Below are 23,424 nucleotides of genomic sequence, written 5' to 3'. Positions count from 1 at the left end.
TCCGCCTCGTTGAGCGGGCAGGGATCGTTCTGAAAGGGAGGCTTATTCCTTGTTGTCGGCCTCCACTGTCCAAGGGTCGGGAAACCAGTGTTCCTCCAGGTTGGTTCCTTCCCCGATGCGGTCCACGACCGCGTAGCGGCCCGCTTGCCAAAGCGGCGCCAAAACACCGTGCCAGGTGCCGCGATACAGGTTTATCGCCTGTCCGGGCTGGCTGATGAATGCCTTCAGGTTGGCCGGCTGGCCGTTCTCGTCGTCAGCGACGACAACAAGCATCGGCACACCGTCCAGCGGAATGAAGGCCTGACTGCCTTCCGGGTGACGCTCGACCATGTCGACGACATAGGGAAACGACCGGGCCTTGGCATCGAACAGGCTGATGCCTGCCCGGCCTTCGCCGAAGTCGAGCTTTGCCCGGTCGTGATGACGGCCGCACATGCCCTGATTTATGATTTTGTCGGGCGCACCCGCCACCTCGAGAACATCGCCATAGGGGGCGAAGGCCTCTGCGGTCAGGATCGATGGGGCAATGAGACGGCTCACGGCAGCAGGTCCTTGAGCCGGAACTGGGCAATCCGTTCCACCTGACGGCAGGCTTCCCCGAATTCCGTCGCACGGTCATTGTCGATCCGGCGCTGGAAGGCAGCCATGATCGAGGCCTTGTCATGATCGCGCACTGCGATGATGAACGGGAAGCCGTGTTTTTCGACGTAGGTATTGTTCAGCCGGGTAAAAGTCTCGCGTTCCTCGTCGGTCAGCATGTCGAGACCGGCGCTGGCCTGTTCGTTGGTGCTTTCCGCCGTGAGGCGGCCGGCCTGTGCCAGCTTGCCGGCAAGGTCCGGGTGTGCGGTCAGAACGCCGAGGCGTTCTTCTTCGCTGGCGGAACGGAACATCCGGCACAGAGCATTGTGAACACCGGCGGCGCAGTCATGGGCCGGGCCGAGTTCAAGGTCGAAGGCGCGTTCGGCAATCCAGGGGGAATGCTCGAAGATGCCGCCGAAGGTTTTGACGAACTCGGCTTTTTCCATACGGCTGGGGCGAAGGCCTTTCTGCGGCGGATGGGTCTTGGCCCAATGGTCCGCGATCTCGAGCCGTCGCGGGCACCAGACGCCGTCATGGGTCTGGATATGATCGATGAACTTCTTCAGCGCCATGATCTTGCCCGGACGGCCGACAAGGCGGCAATGCAGGCCGATGGACATCATTTTTGGCGTGTCCGTCGAACCTTCCTCATAGAGCATGTCGAAAGCGTTCTTCAGGTAGAGGAAGAAATCCTCACCGTCCGTCCATCCCGGTGCGGTCGCGAAGCGCATGTCGTTGGCTTCCAGCGTATAGGGAATGATCAGCTGATCCCGGCCGTCGACATCCAGCCAATAGGGCAGATCGTCGTCATAGGTGTCGGAAATATAGGCAAATCCACCTTCCTCGGCGACAAGGCGGACGGTGTTTTCCGAGCAGCGGCCGGTGTACCAGCCGAGTGGACGGCTGCCGACCACTTCCGTGTGCAGGCGGATTGCCTCGGCAATGGCCGCGCGTTCCTCCGCCTCGGGCATGTCCTTGTGCTCGACCCACTTGAGGCCGTGGCTGGCGATTTCCCAGCCGGCGTCCTTCATGGCCTGGACCTGTTCCGGACTGCGGGCAAGCGCGGAGGCGACCCCGTAGATGGTCAGCGGAATGCCGGCCCGGGTGAACAGCCGGTGCAGGCGCCAGAAGCCGGCGCGCGCGCCGTATTCATAGATGGATTCCATGTTCCAGTGACGCTTGCCCTGCCACTGGGCAGCACCTGGAATATCGGACAGGAACGCCTCTGACGCGGCATCATCGTGCAACACGCAATTCTCGCCGCCTTCCTCGTAGTTCAACACGAACTGGACAGCGACCCTGGCTCCACCCGGCCACTTTGGATCCGGCGGGTTCTGACCATAGCCACGCATGTTCCGGGAATAGCGATTCAAGACGGACCTCCTCGTGATACCAACGGATTTTGAACCAAGCAAAGACTATGCCTCATTCAAGGGCTGGCATGTTGTCTTCTTATAAAACAGAATAATGGACATGACTTTCTCGTCTTTTTAGAAAGTGCTTCCTGTGAACCACGGGTGCCCTTCGGGTGAGGCCCACAGCATCATGCGCGCAATCTGACATCTGGAGGAGGCCACGATGGCCGGTTACCTGACAACCCACGTGCTCGACACCGCCCAGGGCTGCCCTGGAAAAGGCATCAAGATCGATCTTTATGCAATCGACGGCGAAAGCCGGACCTATGTCCGCAGCCTCGAAACCAACGACGACGGCCGCACCGACAGCCCGATCCTGCCAAAAGACGAATTCAAGACCGGAACCTACGAGCTGGTGTTCCATGTCGGCGCCTATTTCGACGCCGCAGGCATCAAGCTGCCGGAACCGAAATTCCTCGACGTGGTACCGCTGCGATTCGGCATGTCGGAGGAGGCCCACTACCACGTGCCTCTTCTTGTCTCGCCATTCAGCTATTCGACCTATCGGGGCAGCTGAGGCTTCTATTTAAAGAAACTCTGCAGAAACCGTGTCGTTTCAGCGCTCAAGCCAACCACCTTGTTGGTCGCCTGCCGGTAGAACTTGAAATTGAGTTCGGTTTCCGGCCGGCCGTCCTTCCAGTCGTTGAAGGGACGCAAGTGAGCCCGGCCAAGCGGACGTTGCGCTGTTGCGTCCCGGCTGATCTCCAAATTCACGCGCGGGACCTGACGGTCCACATTCTCCAGCCTCGGCACGGCTTCGACGGTGGATACAACACCTCGAGCGATCAGACCCGGTCCGCCCTCATTTTCACTCGCAAAGACGAAGATCACGTCACCGGCAGAAATGTTCTTGCCGCCATACATGGTTTTCTGACGCGGCAGACTGAAATGCATCGCATCGAGATCTCGAATTTCCACCTTTACGGCGTAAGCCATTTACCGACCCTTTTGGCACCGACGCCAACGCCCGCGGCAATACGGGCAGCCCATTCAATCGGCTGGAGAGCGCTCTAGATTGACACGTACGGCAGACATTTCACCCGTCTCCTTCTTCAAAATAATCTCCCGATGCGGATACGGGATGCCGATCTCGTTTTCCTTGAACGTATCCCACAGCGCCAGCAGCACCTTGCCGCGCACATTGGTGAGGCCCTGTTGCGGGTCGCGGATCCAGAAGCGCAGGACGAAGTCGAGCGAACTGTCGCCAAACCCCGTCAGCCAGCAGACCGGGCGCCGGGAGTTTTCGACCCGGCTAACGGTCATCGCAGCTTCGATGGCCAACTTGCTGACCTCATGCGGATCGGCATCGTAGGAAACGCCGAAATTGACGTCGAGACGGACAAGTTCGTCGCTGAAGGACCAGTTGATCACCCGGTGGGTGATGAAGTCCTCGTTCGGGATCAGATACTCGCGTCCGTCTCGCGTCACGACGGAAACGAAGCGGGCACGCAACTCGCGGATCCAGCCGAACGTGCCTTCCAGCGAGATGGTGTCGCCCGGTTTGATCGACTTGTCGAGCAGGATTATGATGCCGGAAATGAAGTTGGAAATGACCTTCTGCAGGCCGAATCCGAGACCAAGGCCGACGGCCCCGGTAAAGACCGTGAACGCGGACAGATCGATTCCGACGGATGACAGAGCGATCATCCCGGCCACCAGAATCAGCCCGAACTTGGCGACCTTGCCGACCAGCACTCGGATCGAAGGGGTCAGCTCGTCCGACTTTTGAACCTGCTCATCGAAATAGCGCCCGACAACCACCGCGACCCATATGGTTGCGATCAGAAGCAGGACCGCCTTGAGGATCAGCAGCAGCGACAGCCGCATCTCGCCGAGCGGCAACGCCAGACTGTCGAGGAACGTGCCGGCCTCGTCGTCGAAACCCAGAATGACCAGCGCGACATAGATCCAGGCTAGCCAGCTGAGCGATCTGGCCACCAGCCGGTTGCGGATAACTCTTGAAAGTACTGCGACAAACAGCCAGGCGAGCGACAGGGACAGGGCAATCGCAATGAAATGGCTGCGGCTCGGCCAGGTGACGCTGCGCATGACCGTGAGCGCGATGAACAGAAACAGGCTGAAGAAGATCCACTCGATCCGCCGGAGCAGAGCCACCACCACCCGCAGCAGGCTCGGGTGTCCCTTGATCTCCCGGGCACGGGCTTCCAGCCTCGGTTCAAAGCGAAGGCTCAGCACCTTGGCCAGGCCGAACAGGACGGCGATGATGGCGAGCTGATAGGCAAACCAGGGCGCAGTCAGGTAGCTGAGCGCCAGTGTGACCCAGGACTGAACTGCGGCAATGAAGGTGTCCGGACTCATGTTTACCCGCTTTCACCCGAAGGTCGCCGGAAACGGACCGGCGACAATGTTCCGGTCCGCTGGCGAAAGCTTAGCAACAAATTCAATCCTTTACACCCTTGCCACGTTTCCCTGATAGGTGATTGCCCTGGAATGTAACTAGGCGACCCGAACCGTCCGGCAACTCCTCTCGGGTGCATCGGCATGTCGCGCCAAGTGGTTCCTGTCGCATGTCAAAGCTGCTAAAGCATCTCCAGATTGATTTGAGGGACGAGCCTTGGCAGAGATATCACTTCGGGATGCGCTGACCCTGCGGCGCACGGTGCGGCAGTTCACGCAGACAACCGTTCCCCGGACCGCGCTGGAAAGGCTGATCCAGGCCGCTCAAGGCGAAACCGGTGCCGAAGGTCGCAGAACCGCGCCATCGGCTCATGCCCTGTTCCCGCTTAGGCTGTTTGTCGTTGCCGGCCGCGTGGACGATCTGGAAACCGGGCTGTATGCGGTTGATTCCGCGACCCTCGAAATGACAAAGCGTCACGGCAAGGATCTGCGGCCGGACCTTCGTCGGGCAGCCATCGGCGATCCGGCGTGGATCACGGATGCGGCCTGCATCGTTGCGATTGCTGCCGACATGATCGGCCCCTGCCAGCATTTCGCCGACCAGCCACCTTATGGCGCACGCGGCGCCCGTTATGTGCATATGGAAGCCGGTGCGGCGGCGCAGAATCTGCAGCTTCAGGCAGTCGCCGAAGGTCTCGGTGCGGTGCTTGTCGGCGGCTTTCACGACGAAGCCACCGCAGACATCCTTGGCCTGGAGGCCCCTCTTGCCCCCCTGATCCTGCTCTGTGTCGGTGCACCGGAAGCGACCCCGGCCTGATGGATCACGCGACCAGATGGCCTGCGTCCAGGTCTTGCCGGAAACGCGTTACCCAGTCCGCGCTGGTGGCATCGGCCAGCTTGGCGACGCCCGGCACGACATTGTCTGCCTCCGAGCCGTCGCATCCGAGGTGCTCCAACACCTGACGCAGCGCGGCTTGAGGATCGGCGGCGAGATCCTCATAGGTCATCCTCAATGGTGAGATGCCTTCGCTCGCGAACCAGTCCGTCCACTCCAGGTCGAAACGGGTGAAGCGGTCGTGGCATTCTTGCAGCGCGACCGGATCGTATTCCAGCGGTTGCGGTTCCGACAAACGCTCCAGCTCGGTGCCGTCCGGGGCCTTGTGCCAGAGACCGGATTGCTCGGCCCGGACAAAGGAGACAGCCTGATCGACCTTGTCGGTGCGGGTCAGGTGAATGAACAGCGTCTTGCCGAAGGCGGCCTCAAGTCGTGCCAGATCGCTCGCACCGTCCGGATGCAGGATGGCAAGTTGTTTCATGAAGAAGTCAAAGCTGTGCCGCTGAAGGCGCAGGCCAAAGAGGTCGGTACCTCGGGTTCCTTTTTCGATGGCCGTCGCAAATATACGGTGCAGCAGTGCCCGCTCGCCTTCTTCCCGCATCACGTCAACGTTCAGGTCCTCGCGCCAGGCCGCCAGGGACGGCTCGTGAAAGTAGGAGCCCGGATGCCCGGATACACCCGTTGCCGACAGAAGCTTGCAGAGCAGCGTGCTGCCGCTGCGGGGGGAGGTGCACAGGATGTAGGACGAGTAGGCAGACATGGCATCTTCATTTCAAGGATAGGTGACAGGCGCAAGACACCTGCAGCAACGTGTGGTGCTTGCGCCGGACATAGGATTGAAATTGCGACGGATTTTGATCAAGGGGTGTCCGGCGAGCAACACCCTGTCAGTGCGTTCGCCGTTACCGGTCAGGTCTTGGAGTGCAACTGCAGACCGGCAAGACAGTTTGTTCGCAGAAGTTCCGCAGCGCGGTTTTCGCTCAAGCCTCACCCTATGCAAAACGGTCACCCCGGAAAAGCGCGGCGCAGATCCGGGGCCTGCTCGTAGAGGTAGCTCACCGAAACGGGAGCATTGAGAGCCGCACCCAGGTTCTGGAAATGAGCAGGCCCCGGGTCTCGCGTTGCTCGCCCGGGGTGACGTCAAAGGCAGTAGCACCGGCGTACGTTTGCGTCTGAGGTCTTGCTGGCAAGCGCTCACGTTACGCCAGGCGACGACTTTCAGTCCGCCATCAGTCGCAGGCTGCGGTGATGATGATTTCGACCTTCAGTTCCGCCCGGGCAAGTTTGGATTCTCCGCAGGCACGTGCCGGGGCGTGGCCTTCGGGTACCCAGGCGTCCCAGACGGAGTTCATGTCGGCGAAGTCGCTCATGTCCGACAGCCAGACGATGGCTTGCAGGATGTTCTTGCGCGAGGAGCCAGCCTTTTCCAGCAAAGCGTCGATGCGCGACAGGCAATCCCGGGTCTGGTCGGCAACACTTGCGCCGTCGCCCACCTGGCCGCACAAATAGGCAACGCCATTGTGCTTGACGATCTTGCTCATGCGGGGGCCGGTTTCGATGCGTTCTATCATGTGACGGGTTCCTGTTCGTCGGTTTCCAGGTCGGTCATGGCCGCCAGCTCACCGAGCGTGACCGGTTTCAGCGGCGGCCGGATGCGGTAATAGCCGGTGTCGTCCTGCGAACGTCCATTCTCGGCAGCAAGAAGCTCGGTAACCGTCAGCCCGCAATAGCGGCCCTGACATGGGCCCATGCCGGATCGTCCAAAGGCCTTTGTCTGGTTGGGACCAAGGCACCCGAGACCGGCATAGCGGCGAATGTCACCTGCGGTGACTTCCTCGCAGCGGCAGACGATTGTGTCATCGGCTGGCGCCAGAGCTTCCTTGAACGGCGGGTAAGCCCGGTCCACGAACGGCCGCGCGGCGAGTTCGATCGCCAGCTGCTGCTGTAAGCGGGCTGCCGTCCGGTCGCGATCTGACGGGGTGGATTTTCCGAGATCGCTGGCAATCTCCAGCGCGGCAAGCGCTCCCTGTAGCCGGGCGGCAATTGCCCCGCCGATTCCCGCGCCATCGCCGGCGATGAAAATGCCGGAAACCTTTGTCCGGCCCCAGTCGTCTTTTTTCGGCACGAAGCAGTGTTGCTCTTCGTTCCAATGATGCGGTACGTCGATGGAACGGGCCGCCTGTGTATTGGGCACGACGCCGTGGTGCAGCAGCACTGTCGCGCAGTCCAGCCTGTGGTGTTTGCCGTTGGAGACAAAGTTTATGGCTTCCGCCTGTGTCTTGCCTTCAATGGTGATCTCCGACGCGCCGGTGTAGCGGGCAACACCCGCCTTGCGGATCTCGGCCAGCAGACCCAGCCCCTTTGCCAGCAGACGCCAGCCACGGAGTGCACCGGGAAGGTATCGAAGCGCAGCTTTTCTGTCAGACGATGTCTGTGTTTCCACAAGAGCCAGTGGCGGTGTGCCTGCCCGGCACATCTGGGCGGCGACCAGGTAAAGCAAAGGCCCGCTTCCTGCCAGAACGGCCTGCTCGCACAAAAGACCGGACTGTTTCAAGAGGATCTGTGCCGCGCCTGCGGTCATCACGCCAGGCAACGTCCAGCCCGGCACCGGCATCGGCCGCTCCAGCGCGCCGGTGGCAATCAGCAGGCGCTTGGCTTTTGCGGTGGAAGCTGCGCCGTCACGGGTAAAGGAGACGCGCGGACCTGCTTCGATCTGCCAGATGGTGGTGCCTGTCAGATGCCGGATCATCGGATGGTCGAGCGCCTCTGCGAGCACGCGTCCCTTGGTGTAATCGCTGCCGAGAATTTGTGCCCGGTCTTCTGGCACGTTTCCGACGTCGCGGTAGATCTGTCCACCGGGCCGGGCCTGCTCGTCCAGAAGCAGAACGGAAAGTCCCGCGTCTGCCGCTGTTCTGGCTGCCGCCATTCCTGCCGGACCCGCGCCGAGAACAAGAAGGTCTGCTTCAAGCATCGCCGTCTCCTTCGGTTCCCGGCATGCCGATATCCATGCCGGCGGTCACCTCGCTCATGCAGGCCTGACGGGTGACACCGTCGATTTCGACAAGGCACTCGAAGCAGGCGCCCATCATGCAGAACGGTCCGCGCTCCGCTCCGGATACGGGCGTCTGACGGAAGGACAGGACACCGGCCGCCAGAAGCTCGGCCGCCAGATTGCCGCCATCGCGCAACATCAGATCCTTGCCGGCAAACCGGACGCGGACGCGGACGCGAGGAACATCTGTTTCCAGTTCACGAAAGGTCGAAGCGGTCTTCACTGAACACCTCCAGGTCTGGCGCTGTGTCGGTCTTTTCCAGCCAGTCGGGCAGGAAGGATGCATGTGCGGCGGCCAGGGTAATGCCGCTGTGGCAGGTCAAGAGAAAGGCGCCCGGCATCTCCTGGCTTTCCTGATAGATCGGCAGGCCATCGGGCGAGAGTACCCGCAAGGCTCCCCAGCTGCGCACGAGCTGGGCCTTTGCCAGGATCGGGTAGGCGGTTACCGCCTCGGCTGCGAGACCCGCGAGTCCTTTGGCGGTGACCTTGTCATTGAACCCGACTTCCTCGTTGGTCGCGCCGATCTGAATGCCGCCTTCATCCACCTGACGGGCGATCAGGGACGGCCGGTTGAGGATCTTCGGCAGCTTTTCGGTGATCAGGACCTGGCCGCGCTGCGGCCGAATGGGAGCCATGAAGCCCAGTTTTGGTCCAAGTGCTGCCGAGCCGAGACCGGCGGCAAGCACCAGTTTGGCCGCTTCGACGACGGTTCCATCGCTGCACCTGATTTTAAACGAGCTGTCCCGCGTGACCGTGTCCACCGTCTTGCCGTTCAGCACGGTTCCGCCCTTGCCGCGTACACCGGCGGCAAGGCCTCGCAGCAGCTTCAGCGGATTGGCGTGGCCGTCCTGATGATGAAGAATGGCCCCGGCCACCTTCGGTCCGATCTCGGGTTCTTCCCGGCGCAGCTCGTTGTGCCCCAGAATTTCATAAGGGTAATCACCGCCGAGCTTTTCCCTCAGGATTTCATATTGGGCGACGGTCTCGGCAAGTGTCTCGTCCGAGAAATGGAGGTCGTAACCGCCGTTCTGTTCCAGCGCCGCGTCAAAACCGGTAGCATCTCGCAAGGTGGCGGCGAAGTCCGCCCAGGCAGCCGCAGACCGTTGTGACCAGCGGGCATAGGCGGGCTGTTTCATGCCCTTGGATTGCACCCAGACAAGGCCGAAATTACCGCGGCTGGCGCGAAAACTGCCGTCGTCACCGTCAAGAACGGTGACTGACCTGCTGCGCTGGAGCAGACCCCAGGCAACGGAAAGCCCCACGACGCCTCCACCGATGATGGCGTAGTCCGATTCCATGATATTTCCCGAATTAGATCGATAACCGGGCGGCGCAGGCCGCCCGGCAGAGCGCTGGTCAGTTCACAGCATTCAGTTCAAAGCCTTGTCGAGGATCGACTGGCCCCACTCCTGACCGACGTCATTGAGAAGCTCCGGCCATACCGTTTCACGCACCTTGGTTGCCATGCCGGCAAGCTGTTCGTCGGTGAGTTCAACGACCGTCGCATCGAGTTCATCTGAAAGACGCTGCTCCCACTTGCCCTGGTCTTCCTCGGCGACGACCCAGCGGGCGGCTTCGAAGTCTTCAGCAGCCTTTTTCATAGCTGTCTGATCGTCCTCATCGAGGCCCGACAGAGCTTCGTTGGAAATGATCATGAACCAGACCTCGAAATGGGTGTTGGCCGGAATGTAGGACTTGGTGACATCGCGGAACGACGCATAGTAGCCCTCTGCACCAGAGCCGATGACACCGTCGACCACACCTACCTGGATCGCCGTGAAGGCTTCGGAGAAGGGGATCGGTGCCGGAATATAGCCGAGCGCTTCACCGGTGAGCTGGAAGCTCTTGATACCGGGCACGCGCACCTTGATGCCTTTCGGCTCGGTGGTGCCGGGCGTGACGGCGTCGCGGTTCAGGGAAATGCCGCCGAAATAGACCGGGTAAGCCGCCAGCATGGTGATGTCCTGCTTGGAGAACAGCTCGGCCATGGTCTCGTGCAGCACACCGCCGGGGCCATAGATCTTGCGGGCCTCTTCCCAGTTGGACGCCAGGAACGGCACAGAAGCGATCTGCATCCGCCGGTCGGTACCGGTTGCTGCCGGCTGGGTTGCCATTTCAATGGCGCCGACGGACACACGTTCCTGCACGGTGGTGTAGTCACCCAGTGCCGAGGCGGCGTAGATCTCGATATTGACGTCGCCGCCGGTGGCTTCCTTTACGGCTTCGGCATAGGCCTTCAGCTCGACGTCGATGGTCGCGCCCTGCGGACGGACATGGCTCATCTTGAAATCGGCCGCCTGGGCAGCGCCGGAAAGGCCGATCAGTGTTGCGACGGCAGTCGCGGTCAAAAGCTTCTTCATGATGTTCCCCGTGGTTTGCATGTTGTCCTCCCTGGAAAGTCGGTTTCGGTTGGATTTATGAGCCGGCTCAGTAGCCGAACAGGCGTGGCAGGTAGAGCGACAGGTCCGGCCAGAAGGAGGTCAGGAAGACCACCGGCACGTAACCGGTCACGACCAGGAACATGGCCGGCGGAATGACCTTGGTGACCTTCACCTTGCCGATGCGGGCGCCGAGATAGAGGATCGACGCATAGGGCGGTGTAACCCCGCCCATGGCGGTGTTGACGCCCATGATCGCGGCGAACTGGACCGGGCTGATATCGAGCGCCTGCATCAGTGGCAGCAGGAGTGGCGCCACCAGAATGATGGCGGTGGCATCGTTGACGACCATGCCGATCAGGAACAGCAGGATGTTGATCAGGATCAGCAGAACGATCTTGTTCTCGGTGATGCCGAAGATGACGCTGACCAGCTTCTGCGGCACGCCTTCGTAAACGAACATCTGCCCGAGGATCATGGAAAACAGGATCATCAGCATGATTGCGCCGACGGCCGTCGCGGCTTCCTTGCCGGCAAAGAGGAAGTTGTCGAGACGCAGGCCCTTGTAGATCAGGAAGCCGACCGGGATTGCGTAGATGACGGCAAGAGCGGCGGATTCGGTCGGAGTCATGATGCCGCCGTAGATGCCGCCAAGGATCATCACCGGCATCAGCAGGGCCGGAAAGGCATAGATGCCGCGCTTCGTGATGTCGGCGGTGAACTCCCGCGCGGTCGGCTTTTCGTCCAGAACCAGGTTGAACTTGCGTGCCATCCAAAGGTTCACGGCCGAAAAGTTGAACATGATGAGCAGGCCCGGGCCGAGGGTCGCCAGAAAGCAGGCGGCGATCGAAGTGTCCGTCACCCAGCCGAACAGGATCATGCTCAGGGACGGCGGGATCAGCAGACCGAGGATCGACGAATTGGCGATCAGCGCGGTGGCGTATTCCCGTGGATAACCGCGTTTTTCCATTTCCGGGATCAGCAGCGGGCCGATGGCGGAAATACCCGTTAGACCGGAGCCGGATATAGCACCGATGATGGCGCAGCTGACGGCAGCGACGACACCCAGACCACCACGGACATGACCGACGAAGGAATTGACGAAGCGCAGCAGCGCTGCGGCAATCCCGCTTTCCGACATGATGGTGCCGGCAAGCACGAACAGCGGTATGGCGAGGAGCGCCGGGTTGCCGAGCTGCTGAAAACCCCACAGCACCATGCCTTTCATGGTGACGTCGCCGATGAAATACATGACCATCAACGCTGCGCCGAAGCACCAGGGCAGCGGGACGCCCAGGGTCAGCGTGATGACCAGAACCAGGATGGCCAGAAGCGCGATCTCGATCATTGTGCGCCTCCATCTGCCGTCCGCAGGCTGCGGACATGCATCAGCAGATAGGTGCCGGTATAGACCATCATCAGCACCAGCCCGACGACCAGCGCGACATCTGCATAGAAGGTCGGAATGTAGAGGGTCGGGCTCTCGCGCCAGACCCGCCAGGCATAGCGGGTATAGTCCCACGCCCAGGTCAGCAGCCAGATGCCGACAACGAGGCTGATCAGTTCACCGACAATGGCCAGAATGGTGTGTTGGCGGTCTGTCTTGAGGAAGATTTCAAGGACGTTGGCGCGGATGTGGCTGTTTTCCCGGGAGGCGTTTACCGCGCCGAAAATATAGAGCCAGAGCGTCGGATACATGATCGTTTCTTCCAGCCCCATCACCGGGACCTGAAACACGTAGCGCGTGACGACCTGAACAAACTGGCCAAGCGCGACGATCATGATCAGAGCCGTCAAAAGGCACTGCGTGAACCGTTCCAAAACCACCCCCGTATTGTTGGCGCCTTTTTTTGGCGCTCGAACACCCTCTGTCTGGAAGGGGAGTATGGAATTGGCCAATCCATAAAGGCAAATTCGAAATATTGCTACTTTGATAGAGTGACTTTATAGTTTTGTCATGAACCTTTCCTTCCGTCAGTTGCAGACATTCGTGCAGGTGATGCGCACCGGATCCGTCTCCGAAGCAGGGCGGGCTTTGGGGCGGACCCAACCTGCCGTCAGTGCCATGATTGCGGGGCTGGAACGGGAAGTCGGCTTTCAGCTGTTCGAACGCGAGCGCGGCCGGCTCGTGCCCAAGCCCGAAGCGCATTATTTTCTGGAAGAGGCTGAGTTTCTGCTGGAGCGTCTGGCCCGCTCGACCCGCACACTGCAGGACATCGGCAACCTGGAAAAGGGCAAGCTCCGGATCGCCTGCAACCCGGCAGCCTCCAGCTTTTTCATGCCCCGGGTTCTGGCCGATTTCCTGCGGGACAAACCGGAGATCGAAGCCTCTCTGATGATGCGGTCTTCTCCTGTTGTCACCGACTGGATTGCCTCCCAACAGTACGATATCGGCTTTGCCGAAACGCCGGAACCGCGACGCACCATCATTTCGGAAGTCTTCGCTCTGCCGGGTGTCTGCGCCGTGCCGAAGGACGATCCGCTCGCCCGGAAAAAGACGATCACACCCGCCGATCTTGACGGCAAACCGATGGCGATGCTGTTCGACGATCACTCGATCAGTGAACAGACACGCAAGGCCTTCGACGAGGCGGGAGCAAGGCTCAACAAGCGCTTCGAGCTCAGAACGTTCCTGCCCGCCCTGCAGCTTGTCTCCGAAGGGCTTTGCTACACGATCTGCGAGGGATTGTCGGCGATCAGCCATCAGGAAAGCTTCGGCCCGGAAAACAGTCTGGTGTTCCGTCCGTTCAAACCGGATTGCTTTCTCAACATGTCGCTGCTGACCCCGGCCAACCGGCCGCTCTCCCTTCTGGTGGAAAGCTTTGCGGAGGTGTTGCGCGGGGAAGTGAAGACGCTGGTGGATCGGGCTGCCGGCCTCGGGACAACACTAAGACAGTAGCGCCGATCTGCGATATCAGGCTCTCAGTGGGCGCTGGCCATGTCCGCCAGCGATTTCTGGATGTGCGCCACCATGAAATCCAGAAACAGGCGCACCTTCGGATCCTGGCGGCGGCGGTGGGTGTAGAGGCAGGCCATCTGGACGGGGATCGGCGGCTCGCTTTCCAGCACTGGCACCAGCTTGCCGGCGGCGAGATAATCGGCAACCTCGAACACCGGTTTCAACACGATGCCGTGTCCTTCCAGCGCCCAGCCGGTCAGAACGTCGCCATGGTCGGATTCGAACGGACCGGAGACCGCGACGCGCTTCACACCGTTTTCCGTCTGCAGAGGCCACTGGAATTCCGGCGCGCCGGGATACCGCATGTTGAGACAGTCGTGGCGGCCGGCGGCCAGCTCGTCGCTGGTTTTCGGGTTGCCCTTGCGGGCAAGATACTCCGGCGAAGCGCAGAGCATGCGGCTGCAATCAGCGATCTTGCGGATCTTCAGGTTGGAATCTTCCGGCAGACCCAGGAAAAACGCGGCATCGAGACCTTCTCCGGTCAGGTCGACCTTGCGGTCGGACAGGCGCAGGCGGATGTCGATCAGCGGGTTCGCTTCCTTGAACTTCGGGATCGCAGGTGCGATCAGTCTCTGACCCATGCCGATGGGGGCAGCCACAAAGAGCGTGCCGCGCGGCGAACGGGTGACATTGCTGATCTCCGCTTCAGCTTCTTCCACCGCCTCGATGATTTTTGTTGCACCGCGATAGAACAAGTTGCCATGCTCTGTCGGACTGAGGGCACGGGTGGTTCGCTGGAACAGGCGCACATTCAGATGCTCTTCCAGTTGGGACACCCGTGACGACGCGACGGCGGATGAAATCCGCAGATCTCGTGCAGCGGCAGACATGTTGCCCAACTCGTAAACGCGCAGAAAGGTACGGATGTTTTCCAGATACGCCATGAGGATGTCCAGCCGGGCCGGTTTATTGTTCCGATTTTTTTGAAACTGCTCGGAATTATCCCGAGATACCAGAAAATTCCCGCATGGGCTAGCTTGGGTCAAACGAATTTGGAGGGGAAGCAATGCTGGACATTGCCATCATTTGGGACTGGATTGCCTTTGCGGTCCGCTGGCTGCACGTGATTACCGCGATGGCCTGGATCGGTTCGTCGTTCTATTTCGTCGCGCTGGACCTCGGGCTGAAGAAGGCCCCCGACCTGCCCAAGGGCGCCCATGGCGAGGAATGGCAGGTTCACGGCGGCGGCTTCTATCACATCCGCAAGTTCCTGGTTGCCCCGGAAAACATGCCGGAGCACCTGGTCTGGTTCAAATGGGAAAGCTATTCCACGTGGCTGTCCGGCGCGGCCCTTCTGATGGTTGTCTACTGGGTTGGCGGCGAACTTTACCTGATCGATCCGGCCAAGGCCGATCTCGCCCTGTGGCAGGGCGTCCTGATTTCCGCCGGTTCTCTGACTATCGGCTGGCTGGTCTATGACCGGCTGTGCAAGTCGAAGCTCGGCGAGAGCCCGACGCTGCTGATGGTGCTGCTGTTCGCACTGCTGGTGGCCATGGGTTACGGCTACAACGAGATCTTCACCGGTCGGGCCACCATGCTGCACCTTGGCGCCTTCACCGCCACGATCATGACCGCGAACGTGTTCTTTATCATCATTCCGAACCAGAAAATCGTGGTGGCGGACCTGAAGGCCGGGCGCACGCCGGACGCAAAATACGGCAAGATCGCCAAGCTGCGCTCAACCCACAACAATTACCTGACCCTGCCGGTCGTGTTCCTGATGCTGAGCAACCATTACCCGCTCGCCTTCGCCTCGGAATACAACTGGCTGATCGCTGCCCTTGTCTTCCTGATGGGCGTCACCATCCGGCATTATTTCAACACCAAGCACACGGGCGCTCCCGCACCGACCTGGACCTGGCTGGCAACGGCGATCCTGTTCGTCGCGATCATTCAGCTGTCCATGGCACCGTTGCAACAGGATACCTGGGAGGCTTCGGACGCCCGTTCGCTGACTGAGACGGAACAGGTGTTCGCCAGTGCGGAAGGCATCGACGACGTCATGAACATCATCCCAGGTCGATGCGGCATGTGCCACGCCCGCGAACCCTTCTACGAGGGCATTCACTGGGCACCGAAAGGCATGCTTCTGGAAACCAAGGCGGATGTCGTGCGCGCCGCCAAGCAGATCTACCTTCAGGCCGGCGTCACCAACGCCATGCCACCGGCCAACGTCTCCTTCATGGAAGAGGACGAGCGCAAGAAGATCGTGGAATGGTACCGGAATGCCCGCGAGCAACTGCCGTTCGGAGTGGCCGCAACACATTGATTAAACGCCATTCTGCCAAACATTGCGCTCCTCCCGGTGGGGAGCGCTCTTGTTTGGCTGAAGCTGCGCCTGCCTTGTCATCCGGATCTGGCTTTAGGCCTACGAAGTGGGGTCAGATTTCTTCCGGCACCTCTGCCACGGGCAACGTCACCAGGGCTATGCCGGGATCGTCCGGCGAAGTGCTGACGGAAAAGCCGAGAGACTGGCACATGGAGATCATTGACGTGTTTTCCTTCAGGACCTCGCCCTTGATCACCTCGATACCGTCCGCTTTCGCGTAACGGATGATCAGTTTCATCAAGGTCCAGCCAAGCCCCTGGCCTTTCAGGTCCGAGCGGACCATGACGGCATATTCACCCGTCTGGTGGTCCGGGTCCGCATGCAGGCGCACCACGCCAAGCAAGCTGCCGTCAGAAGGTTCGATAGCCGCAAAGGCGATTGCGCGGGCGTAATCGAGCTGGGTCAGCCGGGACAGGAAACGGTGACTGAAATCACGCACCGGTGCGAAGAAGCGCAGGCGCAGGTCTTCTGGCGTTACCTGCTCGAAAAACGTCTTGAACAGGTCCTCGTCTTCCGGACGGACGGGCCGGATGAAGATTTCGCGCCCATCCTTCAGCTCGAGCGTCCGCTCCCATTCCTGCGGGTAGGGCGCAATGGCAAGGCGGGAGCTGCCGGTGCGGCCCGGGCGTTTTTCCGGATGGCACAATGTCATGCGCGCATCCAGCCCGATGAGGCCGCTCGGCAGGGCAACCAGCGGATTGATGTCGAGTTCCTGTATCTCAGGAATATCGACGGTGATCTGGGAGAGCTTCACCAGGGCTTGCGCAAGCGCTGCCCTGTCGAGTGCCGGACGTGCCGGTCCGCCGTCCAGAAGTCGGGCAATCCGGGTGCGGTCAATCAGAGCCTCGGCCAGATTGAGATCCAGCGGCGGGAGTTCCAGAGCAACGTCCTCGCTTTCCTCAATGGCCGTGCCACCATGGCCGAACACCAGAAACGGCCCAAAATCCTGCGTTTCGGCGACGCCCATGTAAAGCTCCAGTCCGTGCCGGTCTTCCAGCATCGGATGGATGGAGAGCCCGGCAATGTGGGCGTCCGGGTAGTCCCGTCTGGTTTTTGTGACCAGCTCTTCAGCCGCATGTCGGACGGCTTCGGGGCTTTCCAGCCCCAGCCGGACGCCATCGATCCGCGATTTGAACGGCAGGTCCGGTGAGATCAACTTGGCAACGCAATGCACCGCGGTCTTGAAGAAGGGTTCCGACAGTTTGCCGGCTTCCTCGGGCGTTGACGCCATGGCGGTCGCCATGATCGGCAGATCATAGGCTTCCAGAACCGCGACCACTTCCGGCGGACTGAGCCAGGTGCGGTCTTCCTGAAGAGCCGCGGCGACGATGCCGCGTGCACGCGCGACATCAGGCGAAAATGTGCTCGGCAGGCTGGCGGGTGCTGCCATCAGGAATTCGCGCGCCTGCGCATCATGGGCCAGATGCATCAGACTGCGTGCGGCCTCCGCCGGGCTGGCGTAGTTCGGGATCCGGGCTTCGGAAAGAGCTGCCCGCGTTGCGCCGTCACCGCCGATGAGGCCCGCCACAAGCGCCTTGCGCCGGCCGGTTCTGCGCCGGTCCTGGGCGGCAGCATCGGCGATTGCCTTGGCGATGGCGGACAAGGGCTGGAAGGCGCTGGCCGCCTGAAGCACGACGGCACCGTCGACGTTCGGGTCTTTCAGCACCGTCACGATCGCCTCGGTGATCTGCTCGGGTGTGACGTTCTCCTTCAGGATCACCGATCCGCCTGCGGCAGGCGTTACCGACAGGCCTGCATAGCTGCGGCTGGTGTCTTCAAGGGCTGTTCGTGTTTCCGGGGCAAGTTCGGCGAAGGCCCCGCCCAGATCCGTCAGCCTGTCGACGGCAAGGCTGGCGAGGCTGCGCCCGTTGGCGATGACGGCGAGCTTGTCGCATCGGGGAACACGGATGTGGGATAGGGTTTCCAGTGCCTCGAACATCTCGTCGAGATCTTGCACGCGCAACAGTCCGGTGCGGCGAAACACTGTCTCGTAGACCCGGTCCGTGCGGGCGAGGCGACCGGCGTGGGTTCGGCCCGTGCCGCCTGTATCCCGGCTCTTGCCGGAGCGGATCACGATCACCGGTTTGCTGCGGGCAGCCGCCCTGGCGGCGGATATGAACTTTCTCGGAACGGCGATGCCTTCCAGATGAAGAACGATCGCGCGGGTATGATAGTCCTGGGCGAAATAGTCGATCAGGTCACTGATATCGACATCCATCCGTGCGCCGAGCGAGACGACAGCGGAAAAGCCGGTTCGGTGGGTCTTCGCCCAGGAAAGCGTCGCGTTGAGAACGGCGCCGGAGCGCGAGAAAAAGGCAACTTCCCCTTTTTCCGGCCGCTCGGCGCTCAGAAGGGCGTTGAGTCCGGTTGCCGGAACGGCAAGGCCAAGTGTGCCCGGTCCGATGAGGCGCAAGTTGGTTGCCTGCGCGGCCACGCGGCAGTCCTGAAGCAGCTCCTCCGGCCAGGTTTCGTAGCCGGGAGACGGGATCAGCACAGCCTTGGTTCCGCCTGCACCGAGGGCCCTGATCTGTTCCGGTAATGCGTCCGCCCTGGCGAGGTATATTGCCAGGTCAGGCATCTTTTTCAGGTCTTCCAGCCGGTCAACCTTCCGGCCCTTGAACGGAACATTGTCGTCGATCCCGACGAGCGTTACCGGATGGCCGGCTTCGATGTCCTGCAGGCAGGCAATCAGCTTGCTGGTCAGGACGCCCGGATGCCTGCAGGGCCCGATCACGGCTATCGATCCTGGCGCAAAGAAACCATCAAGGTTGCGAATGGTCATGAGATCGATCCTCTGAAAAGCTCCGCAAGGAACGAGACGTCTGAAATGAACCTAGGTCACAGGCCGAAATTTTCACGTAACCGGTACGACAAACCGCAATCATTCGACAGTCAGGCCTGCTGCTGTACCGGTGTCTTGAAACCGAGATTGTGCGCCCAGTTTACGCTCAATTTCGCTCCGCCCGAGCCCGAACACGTGTGCTGGTGTGACTTGCTCACAAAAAAGCCCGCGGACCGGAGTGTGTCAGGTTCGCGGGCGTTTTGCATCGCAAAATCTCAATGCCTTCAGGGAACGGCCCGGACCCATGATAGAGGTCGGGACCGCGTTCGCGCGTGCGCCGGGTGCCTAATGGGCCATCAGCACCGGAACGGTCATGGCTTCCAGAATTTCCCTGGTTGCTCCGCCGAACAGGAATTCACGCATGCGGCTGTGGCCATAACCGCCCATCACCACCAGATCGTTGCTGTTGTCGGACACATGGTTGAGAACCGTATCGGCAATGCCCGCCTGCGGGTTGGTGACAACGTCGACGGTGACATCCATGTTGTGGCGAGCCAGATAGTTGGCGACGTCGGCACCGGGCTGTCCGGTTGCTTTCGTTGCTTTCTTCTCGACAACCAGAACGGTGATCTTTTCCGCCCTTTCCAGAACCGGCAGGGCGGCGTGGATGGCCCGCGTTGCCGTTGAGCTGCCGTCCCAGCCGACCAGAACGTTCTGTGGTTGGAAGGATTTGCTCCCGATATAGGGCACAAGCAGAACCGGCACACCACTTTCAAACAGGACCGTCTCGATCAGCAGTTCGCGCATCGGCTCCGGCTTGTCCGGATTGGCCTGGCCAATGACCACGAGGTCGGTCGGGCGGCAATGAACAAGCACGTTTTCCAGCGGGCCGCCGGTGAGGATTTCCGCGAGCCGGCTTTCGTTCTTCACGCCTGCCAGGCGGGCAAGCTCGTCGAATTCCTTTTTTGCCTCGGAAGCGGCGGCGATCGCCTGTTCATGTGCTGCCTGCAAATAGTCGACCGGCATTGGCGCGGCGGCAAATGCGGGGACAACCGGCTCGAACGACACGGCCAGTCCGGTGACATGGGCATCGTAGTTGCGGCCGAATTCCAGGGCATATTTGGCGGCAGGCTGGTCGCCCGCGAGATCCAGAACGGTCAAAATATCTTTGATAGGCATATATCCCTCCTGCGGCCGGTATCATGGCATCGAACCAGCTTCGTTAAAAATCTATAGGACTGAATGTGGTGAGTCCTTGACGCGCATCAATGTCACTTTTCCGGTCCGATGCCCAGCCGGGTGGCGGGAACGGAAAAAATGCGCAATATGGAGCAATGTCAAAACGCTGGCTCTATCTGGCCTTGCCACCGTTCCTGCTCGTGGCGGCCGCCTTCATGCTGGTTCAGCTCTTCATGGAGCTGGATGAGGACAGCGTTGACAGGAAGGCAGCCGAGCGGCTGACGCTCTATCGCCAGACAATTCTGGGCGAATACCAGAAGTATCGCTATCTGCCCTATATGATCGCCCGCGACCCGCGGGCGACATCCGCGCTCGGGCTCGGTCAGCCGTCGGAAAGCGCCAATCGTTTCCTGCAGGAAATGGCTGAAAATTCCGGCGTGGAACTGCTCTACGTCATGAACACCGAAGGCACGACCCTGGCTTCCAGCAACTGGCAGGAAGAATTGTCGCTGGTTGGCCGCAACTACGGTTTCAGGCCTTATTTCACCTCGGCCATCAAAGGCGAGGAAGGCCGGTTTTTTGCAATCGGCGCAACCTCGGACGAACCCGGCCTGTTCCTGGCCCGGCCGACGCCGGTCAGCGGCAGGCCGGTTGGCGTCGCGGTGGTCAAGGTAGACATGGGGCCTTTGGAAGAAGCCTGGGCCGAGGGCGGTGAGACCGTATTTGCGACTGATGCCAATGGCGTGATTTTTCTGTCCAGCCAGTCCGACTGGCGCTACCGGACGCTGACGGCGCTGCCGCAGGAAGTGCGCCAGATGATCGAGGCCACGCGTCAGTATGCCGGACGGGACCTGTCCCCGGTCAGCGACACGCTGGTTGAGGAAAAGCAGCAGCTTGTCATCGACGGCAAGGATTACCGGCACAATTCGGCGGACGTCGGCCTGCTCGGCTGGACCCTGCATTTCCTGGTGCCGGTGGAGGAAACCCGCAAGAGCGTGCTGCCGATCTGGGCGGCGACCATCACGCTCTGCCTCGTCTATGCGGTCATTGTTCTGGTGCTCCGCGGAAGGCGCCTGCGCAAGGCTTCCGCGCTCTTGCGGCAGGAATCGGCTGGCCTGAAGGAGCTGAACACTCGCCTGGTGGAAGAAATCCAGGAGCGGCGGCGGGTCGAAAAAGAGCTGCTGGAAGCACAGCGCGGCCTTGCCCGCTCCAGCCGCCTGGCGGCCGTCGGCGAGATGTCGGCGGCGGTCGTTCATGAACTCAGCCAGCCACTGGCAGCCTTGCGCATGTTCGTGGCTGGAACGCGCAAGTTCCTGGAAAAGGGCGATACGGAAACCGCCTCGGAAAACCTCAACGAGATCGACTCCCTGCAGATGCGCATGGCCAGCCTGACGCAGGAACTCAAACGCTTCGCCCGGCCCGGTGAAAGCCGGATCGAGAAGATCGACCTGACCGAGAGTGTCCGGACCGCCGAAAAGATTGTCCGTCCCCGTTTCGAGGAGACCGGCTGCCTCCTGAAGCTGGACCTGCCGTGTGAGCCGCTGGAAGCGGAAACCGCGCCGCTCCGGATCGAGCAGATCCTGGTCAATCTTCTGCGCAATGGCGCCGACGCAACGGCGGGCGAAGAAGCCGGCGAGGTGCAGCTGCGTGCAGACCGGCAGGGCAGTGAGCTGGTGTTGGCAATTTCCGACAACGGGCCCGGGATCCCGGAAGATCTGAAGGAGCGGATCTTTGATCCGTTCTTCTCCACCAAGACCAGCAGCGGTGGCATGGGGCTCGGCCTTGCCATCTCCATGCGTCTTGCAGAGGATCTGGGCGGCAGCTTGTCGGTGCGGGCCAACAGCCCTAAGGGTGCTGTGTTTGAATTGCGTCTGCCTGCGCTGACCGGGAATAGAGCCGGCCAGACTTCGGCAGATGCCAGGACCGAACGGGAACCCGAAGCCGCAGAATGACCGACCTTTCCCAGAAGATCCCTGTTCTTATCGTCGATGACGACCCGGCCATGCGCGCAGCCTTGCGGCAATGGATAAGGCTGGCCGGTTTCGAAACCCAGGAGGTGGCGACCGCAGGACAGGCGCTGGCCAGATTGTCCGCCGACTTCCGTGGCTGTGTTGTCTCGGACGTGATGCTGGATGGTGAGGACGGTGTCTCCCTGCTGCGCAGGATCGGAGCGATCGACGCGGACCTTCCGGTGGTTCTGATCACCGGTCACGGTGACGTGCCGATGGCCGTCGAGGCGATGCGGGCCGGGGCCTACGACTTTGTCGAAAAGCCCTTCGATCCCGACCACATTGCCGACGTGGTCCGCCGGGCCTGCGACAGGCGGGCGCTTGTCTTGGAGAACCGCTTGCTGCGCACGCAGCTTCAGGACGGCGCTGGGCTGGAAAGCCGCCTGATCGGCAACAGTCCAGCCATGCAGGCCCTGCGTCAGCAGATCCTGCATTTTGCTGCCACGGATGCTGCCGTCCTCATCACCGGCGAAACCGGCACCGGCAAAGAAGTGATCGCCCAGGCCCTTCACGATTTCAGCGCGCGCAAGGCTGGGGCTTTCATGGCCATCAATGCCGCGGCCCTGCCGGAAGCCATGGTGGAAGCGGAACTGTTTGGCCATGAGGCAGGGGCCTTCACGGGCGCGGACAGACAAAGGATCGGCCGGATCGAGGCGGCAAGCGGCGGTGTCCTGTTCCTGGACGAGATCGTCTCCATGCCGCTGGCGCTCCAGCCGAAACTGCTGCGCGTTCTTCAGGAGAAAAAGGTGGACCGTATTGGTGGAACAAAGCCCGTCGACGTCGATATCCGCCTGGTCAGCGCGGCCAATATCGATCCGAAAGAGGCGGTGCGCACGGGGCGGTTGCGCGAGGACCTGCTTTTCAGGCTGAACACCATCGAACTGCGTGTACCGCCGCTGCGCGAACGCGGTCGTGACGCGCTCTTGCTGTTCGACACGTTCCTGAACCGCTTTGCCGCCCAATACGGGCTGGACGCCCCGACCACCAGCGCTCGTGACGAGGCATTTCTGCAGACCTATGGCTGGCCCGGAAATGTTCGGGAATTGCGCAACGCTGCCGAACGATTCGTGCTCAACGCCCCGGTCAGCCCACAGCCTCTGGAAGAGCTGGTGACGGGACAGCGGGAAACGACCCCGGTTCCCGCCGGTGGTGGCTTGAAGGAACTTATGGACGCCTATGAGCGTAACCTGATTGAAGGTTCACTGCGGCGTCATGGCGGACGAATGGCCGACGTCATGCAGGAACTCAACCTGCCGCGCCGGACGCTGAACGAAAAAATGACCCGCCTTGGCCTCAGCCGCGATCTGGCAAGCACCGAGGGTGTGGAGGGGTAGACGCTCCTCAAGGCATTCATCCGAACGATGCTCCCAGCATCCAGCCTCATCCAGAGGAAGTGCGTCGGCGCTGTCTCGAAGCATGGGCCGCTTGCTCTTGAAGTCGCATGCCGTCCCTCGAGACGGACGTGGCGGTCCTTCTCAGGATGAGCGTTTCAGTGAATGAGACGGTGGTGCAAGGCAGGCAAGCAAGCTCCCCAGACCACGCCAAACTG

Annotated in this window: 21 protein-coding genes; 6 read left to right on the top strand and 15 right to left on the bottom strand. The window is 61.1% G+C overall.

The window, feature by feature from the left end; all coding sequences use genetic code 11:
• Positions 1 to 42: 42 nt before the first annotated feature.
• On the bottom strand, positions 43 to 540 hold the full coding sequence (locus ACYQ54_RS15345) for an ureidoglycolate lyase (RefSeq protein ID WP_460083725.1): 498 nt from the start codon (positions 538 to 540) through the stop codon (positions 43 to 45).
• Complete coding sequence (gene puuE / locus ACYQ54_RS15340) at positions 537 to 1,931, bottom strand: allantoinase PuuE (RefSeq protein WP_460084832.1); 1,395 nt, start codon at positions 1,929 to 1,931, stop codon at positions 537 to 539. The genes ACYQ54_RS15345 and puuE overlap by 4 nt, the downstream gene beginning before the upstream one ends.
• 226 nt (positions 1,932 to 2,157) lie before the next feature.
• Here puuE and uraH point away from each other — a divergent pair, with 226 nt between their 5' ends.
• Complete coding sequence (gene uraH / locus ACYQ54_RS15335) at positions 2,158 to 2,511, top strand: hydroxyisourate hydrolase (RefSeq protein ID WP_460083723.1); 354 nt, start codon at positions 2,158 to 2,160, stop codon at positions 2,509 to 2,511.
• Positions 2,512 to 2,516: 5 nt separating this feature from the next.
• Here uraH and ACYQ54_RS15330 read toward each other — a convergent pair whose 3' ends face one another.
• The gene (locus tag ACYQ54_RS15330) at positions 2,517 to 2,930 is read right to left on the bottom strand and encodes a hypothetical protein (RefSeq protein WP_460083721.1); all 414 of its coding nucleotides are present in this window, start codon (positions 2,928 to 2,930) and stop codon (positions 2,517 to 2,519) included.
• A gap of 54 nt (positions 2,931 to 2,984) precedes the next feature.
• Positions 2,985 to 4,313: a mechanosensitive ion channel family protein gene (locus ACYQ54_RS15325; protein WP_460083719.1), complete on the bottom strand. Its 1,329-nt coding sequence runs from the start codon at positions 4,311 to 4,313 to the stop codon at positions 2,985 to 2,987.
• A 256-nt stretch (positions 4,314 to 4,569) separates the two neighbouring features.
• Here ACYQ54_RS15325 and ACYQ54_RS15320 point away from each other — a divergent pair, with 256 nt between their 5' ends.
• Entirely contained in the window at positions 4,570 to 5,169 is a 600-nt protein-coding gene (locus ACYQ54_RS15320) for a SagB/ThcOx family dehydrogenase (protein ID WP_460083717.1), read from the top strand.
• A gap of 4 nt (positions 5,170 to 5,173) precedes the next feature.
• Here ACYQ54_RS15320 and ACYQ54_RS15315 read toward each other — a convergent pair whose 3' ends face one another.
• The 8 genes from ACYQ54_RS15315 to ACYQ54_RS15280 form a co-directional block, all read right to left on the bottom strand.
• Positions 5,174 to 5,947: a Stf0 family sulfotransferase gene (locus tag ACYQ54_RS15315; protein WP_460083715.1), complete on the bottom strand. Its 774-nt coding sequence runs from the start codon at positions 5,945 to 5,947 to the stop codon at positions 5,174 to 5,176.
• 469 nt (positions 5,948 to 6,416) lie between these two features.
• A complete protein-coding gene (locus ACYQ54_RS15310) occupies positions 6,417 to 6,758 on the bottom strand; it encodes a RidA family protein (protein ID WP_460083713.1) in 342 nt (113 codons plus the stop codon).
• A complete protein-coding gene (locus tag ACYQ54_RS15305; RefSeq protein WP_460083711.1) occupies positions 6,755 to 8,158 on the bottom strand; it encodes an FAD/NAD(P)-dependent oxidoreductase in 1,404 nt (467 codons plus the stop codon). The genes ACYQ54_RS15310 and ACYQ54_RS15305 overlap by 4 nt, the downstream gene beginning before the upstream one ends.
• A complete protein-coding gene (locus tag ACYQ54_RS15300) occupies positions 8,151 to 8,462 on the bottom strand; it encodes a (2Fe-2S)-binding protein (RefSeq protein ID WP_460083709.1) in 312 nt (103 codons plus the stop codon). The genes ACYQ54_RS15305 and ACYQ54_RS15300 overlap by 8 nt, the downstream gene beginning before the upstream one ends.
• On the bottom strand, positions 8,437 to 9,537 hold the full coding sequence (locus ACYQ54_RS15295) for an NAD(P)/FAD-dependent oxidoreductase (protein ID WP_460083707.1): 1,101 nt from the start codon (positions 9,535 to 9,537) through the stop codon (positions 8,437 to 8,439). The genes ACYQ54_RS15300 and ACYQ54_RS15295 overlap by 26 nt, the downstream gene beginning before the upstream one ends.
• Positions 9,538 to 9,609: 72 nt before the next feature.
• Positions 9,610 to 10,620, bottom strand: a complete 1,011-nt coding sequence (dctP, locus tag ACYQ54_RS15290; protein WP_460083705.1) for a TRAP transporter substrate-binding protein DctP — start codon at positions 10,618 to 10,620, stop codon at positions 9,610 to 9,612.
• Positions 10,621 to 10,666: 46 nt separating this feature from the next.
• Positions 10,667 to 11,965, bottom strand: a complete 1,299-nt coding sequence (locus ACYQ54_RS15285; RefSeq protein ID WP_460083703.1) for a TRAP transporter large permease — start codon at positions 11,963 to 11,965, stop codon at positions 10,667 to 10,669.
• A complete protein-coding gene (locus ACYQ54_RS15280) occupies positions 11,962 to 12,438 on the bottom strand; it encodes a TRAP transporter small permease (protein WP_460083701.1) in 477 nt (158 codons plus the stop codon). Before ACYQ54_RS15280 ends, ACYQ54_RS15285 begins: the two co-directional genes overlap by 4 nt.
• A gap of 136 nt (positions 12,439 to 12,574) precedes the next feature.
• Between ACYQ54_RS15280 and ACYQ54_RS15275 the strand changes: the two genes are divergently transcribed.
• Positions 12,575 to 13,516: a LysR substrate-binding domain-containing protein gene (locus ACYQ54_RS15275; protein ID WP_460083699.1), complete on the top strand. Its 942-nt coding sequence runs from the start codon at positions 12,575 to 12,577 to the stop codon at positions 13,514 to 13,516.
• Positions 13,517 to 13,539: 23 nt separating this feature from the next.
• Here the strand turns inward: ACYQ54_RS15275 and ACYQ54_RS15270 are convergent, their stop codons facing one another.
• Positions 13,540 to 14,460, bottom strand: a complete 921-nt coding sequence (locus tag ACYQ54_RS15270) for a LysR family transcriptional regulator (RefSeq protein ID WP_460083697.1) — start codon at positions 14,458 to 14,460, stop codon at positions 13,540 to 13,542.
• 122 nt (positions 14,461 to 14,582) lie between these two features.
• On the opposite strand from ACYQ54_RS15270, the gene ACYQ54_RS15265 reads away from it, so the two are divergent.
• The gene (locus tag ACYQ54_RS15265) at positions 14,583 to 15,845 is read left to right on the top strand and encodes a urate hydroxylase PuuD (protein WP_460083695.1); all 1,263 of its coding nucleotides are present in this window, start codon (positions 14,583 to 14,585) and stop codon (positions 15,843 to 15,845) included.
• A gap of 112 nt (positions 15,846 to 15,957) precedes the next feature.
• On the opposite strand, the gene ACYQ54_RS15260 is transcribed toward ACYQ54_RS15265, so the two are convergent.
• On the bottom strand, positions 15,958 to 18,687 hold the full coding sequence (locus ACYQ54_RS15260) for a bifunctional acetate--CoA ligase family protein/GNAT family N-acetyltransferase (protein WP_460083693.1): 2,730 nt from the start codon (positions 18,685 to 18,687) through the stop codon (positions 15,958 to 15,960).
• A gap of 345 nt (positions 18,688 to 19,032) precedes the next feature.
• On the bottom strand, positions 19,033 to 19,866 hold the full coding sequence (locus tag ACYQ54_RS15255; protein WP_460083691.1) for a universal stress protein: 834 nt from the start codon (positions 19,864 to 19,866) through the stop codon (positions 19,033 to 19,035).
• Between the two features lie 155 nt (positions 19,867 to 20,021).
• On the opposite strand from ACYQ54_RS15255, the gene ACYQ54_RS15250 reads away from it, so the two are divergent.
• Complete coding sequence (locus ACYQ54_RS15250; RefSeq protein WP_460083689.1) at positions 20,022 to 21,818, top strand: sensor histidine kinase; 1,797 nt, start codon at positions 20,022 to 20,024, stop codon at positions 21,816 to 21,818.
• Positions 21,815 to 23,209, top strand: a complete 1,395-nt coding sequence (locus ACYQ54_RS15245; RefSeq protein WP_460083687.1) for a sigma-54-dependent transcriptional regulator — start codon at positions 21,815 to 21,817, stop codon at positions 23,207 to 23,209. Before ACYQ54_RS15250 ends, ACYQ54_RS15245 begins: the two co-directional genes overlap by 4 nt.
• Positions 23,210 to 23,424: the final 215 nt, after the last annotated feature.

This window comes from Roseibium sp. LAB1 (assembly GCF_054658235.1).
Note: the sequence above shows the minus strand (reverse complement) of the source record. Positions and strands in the feature narration are given on the sequence as shown.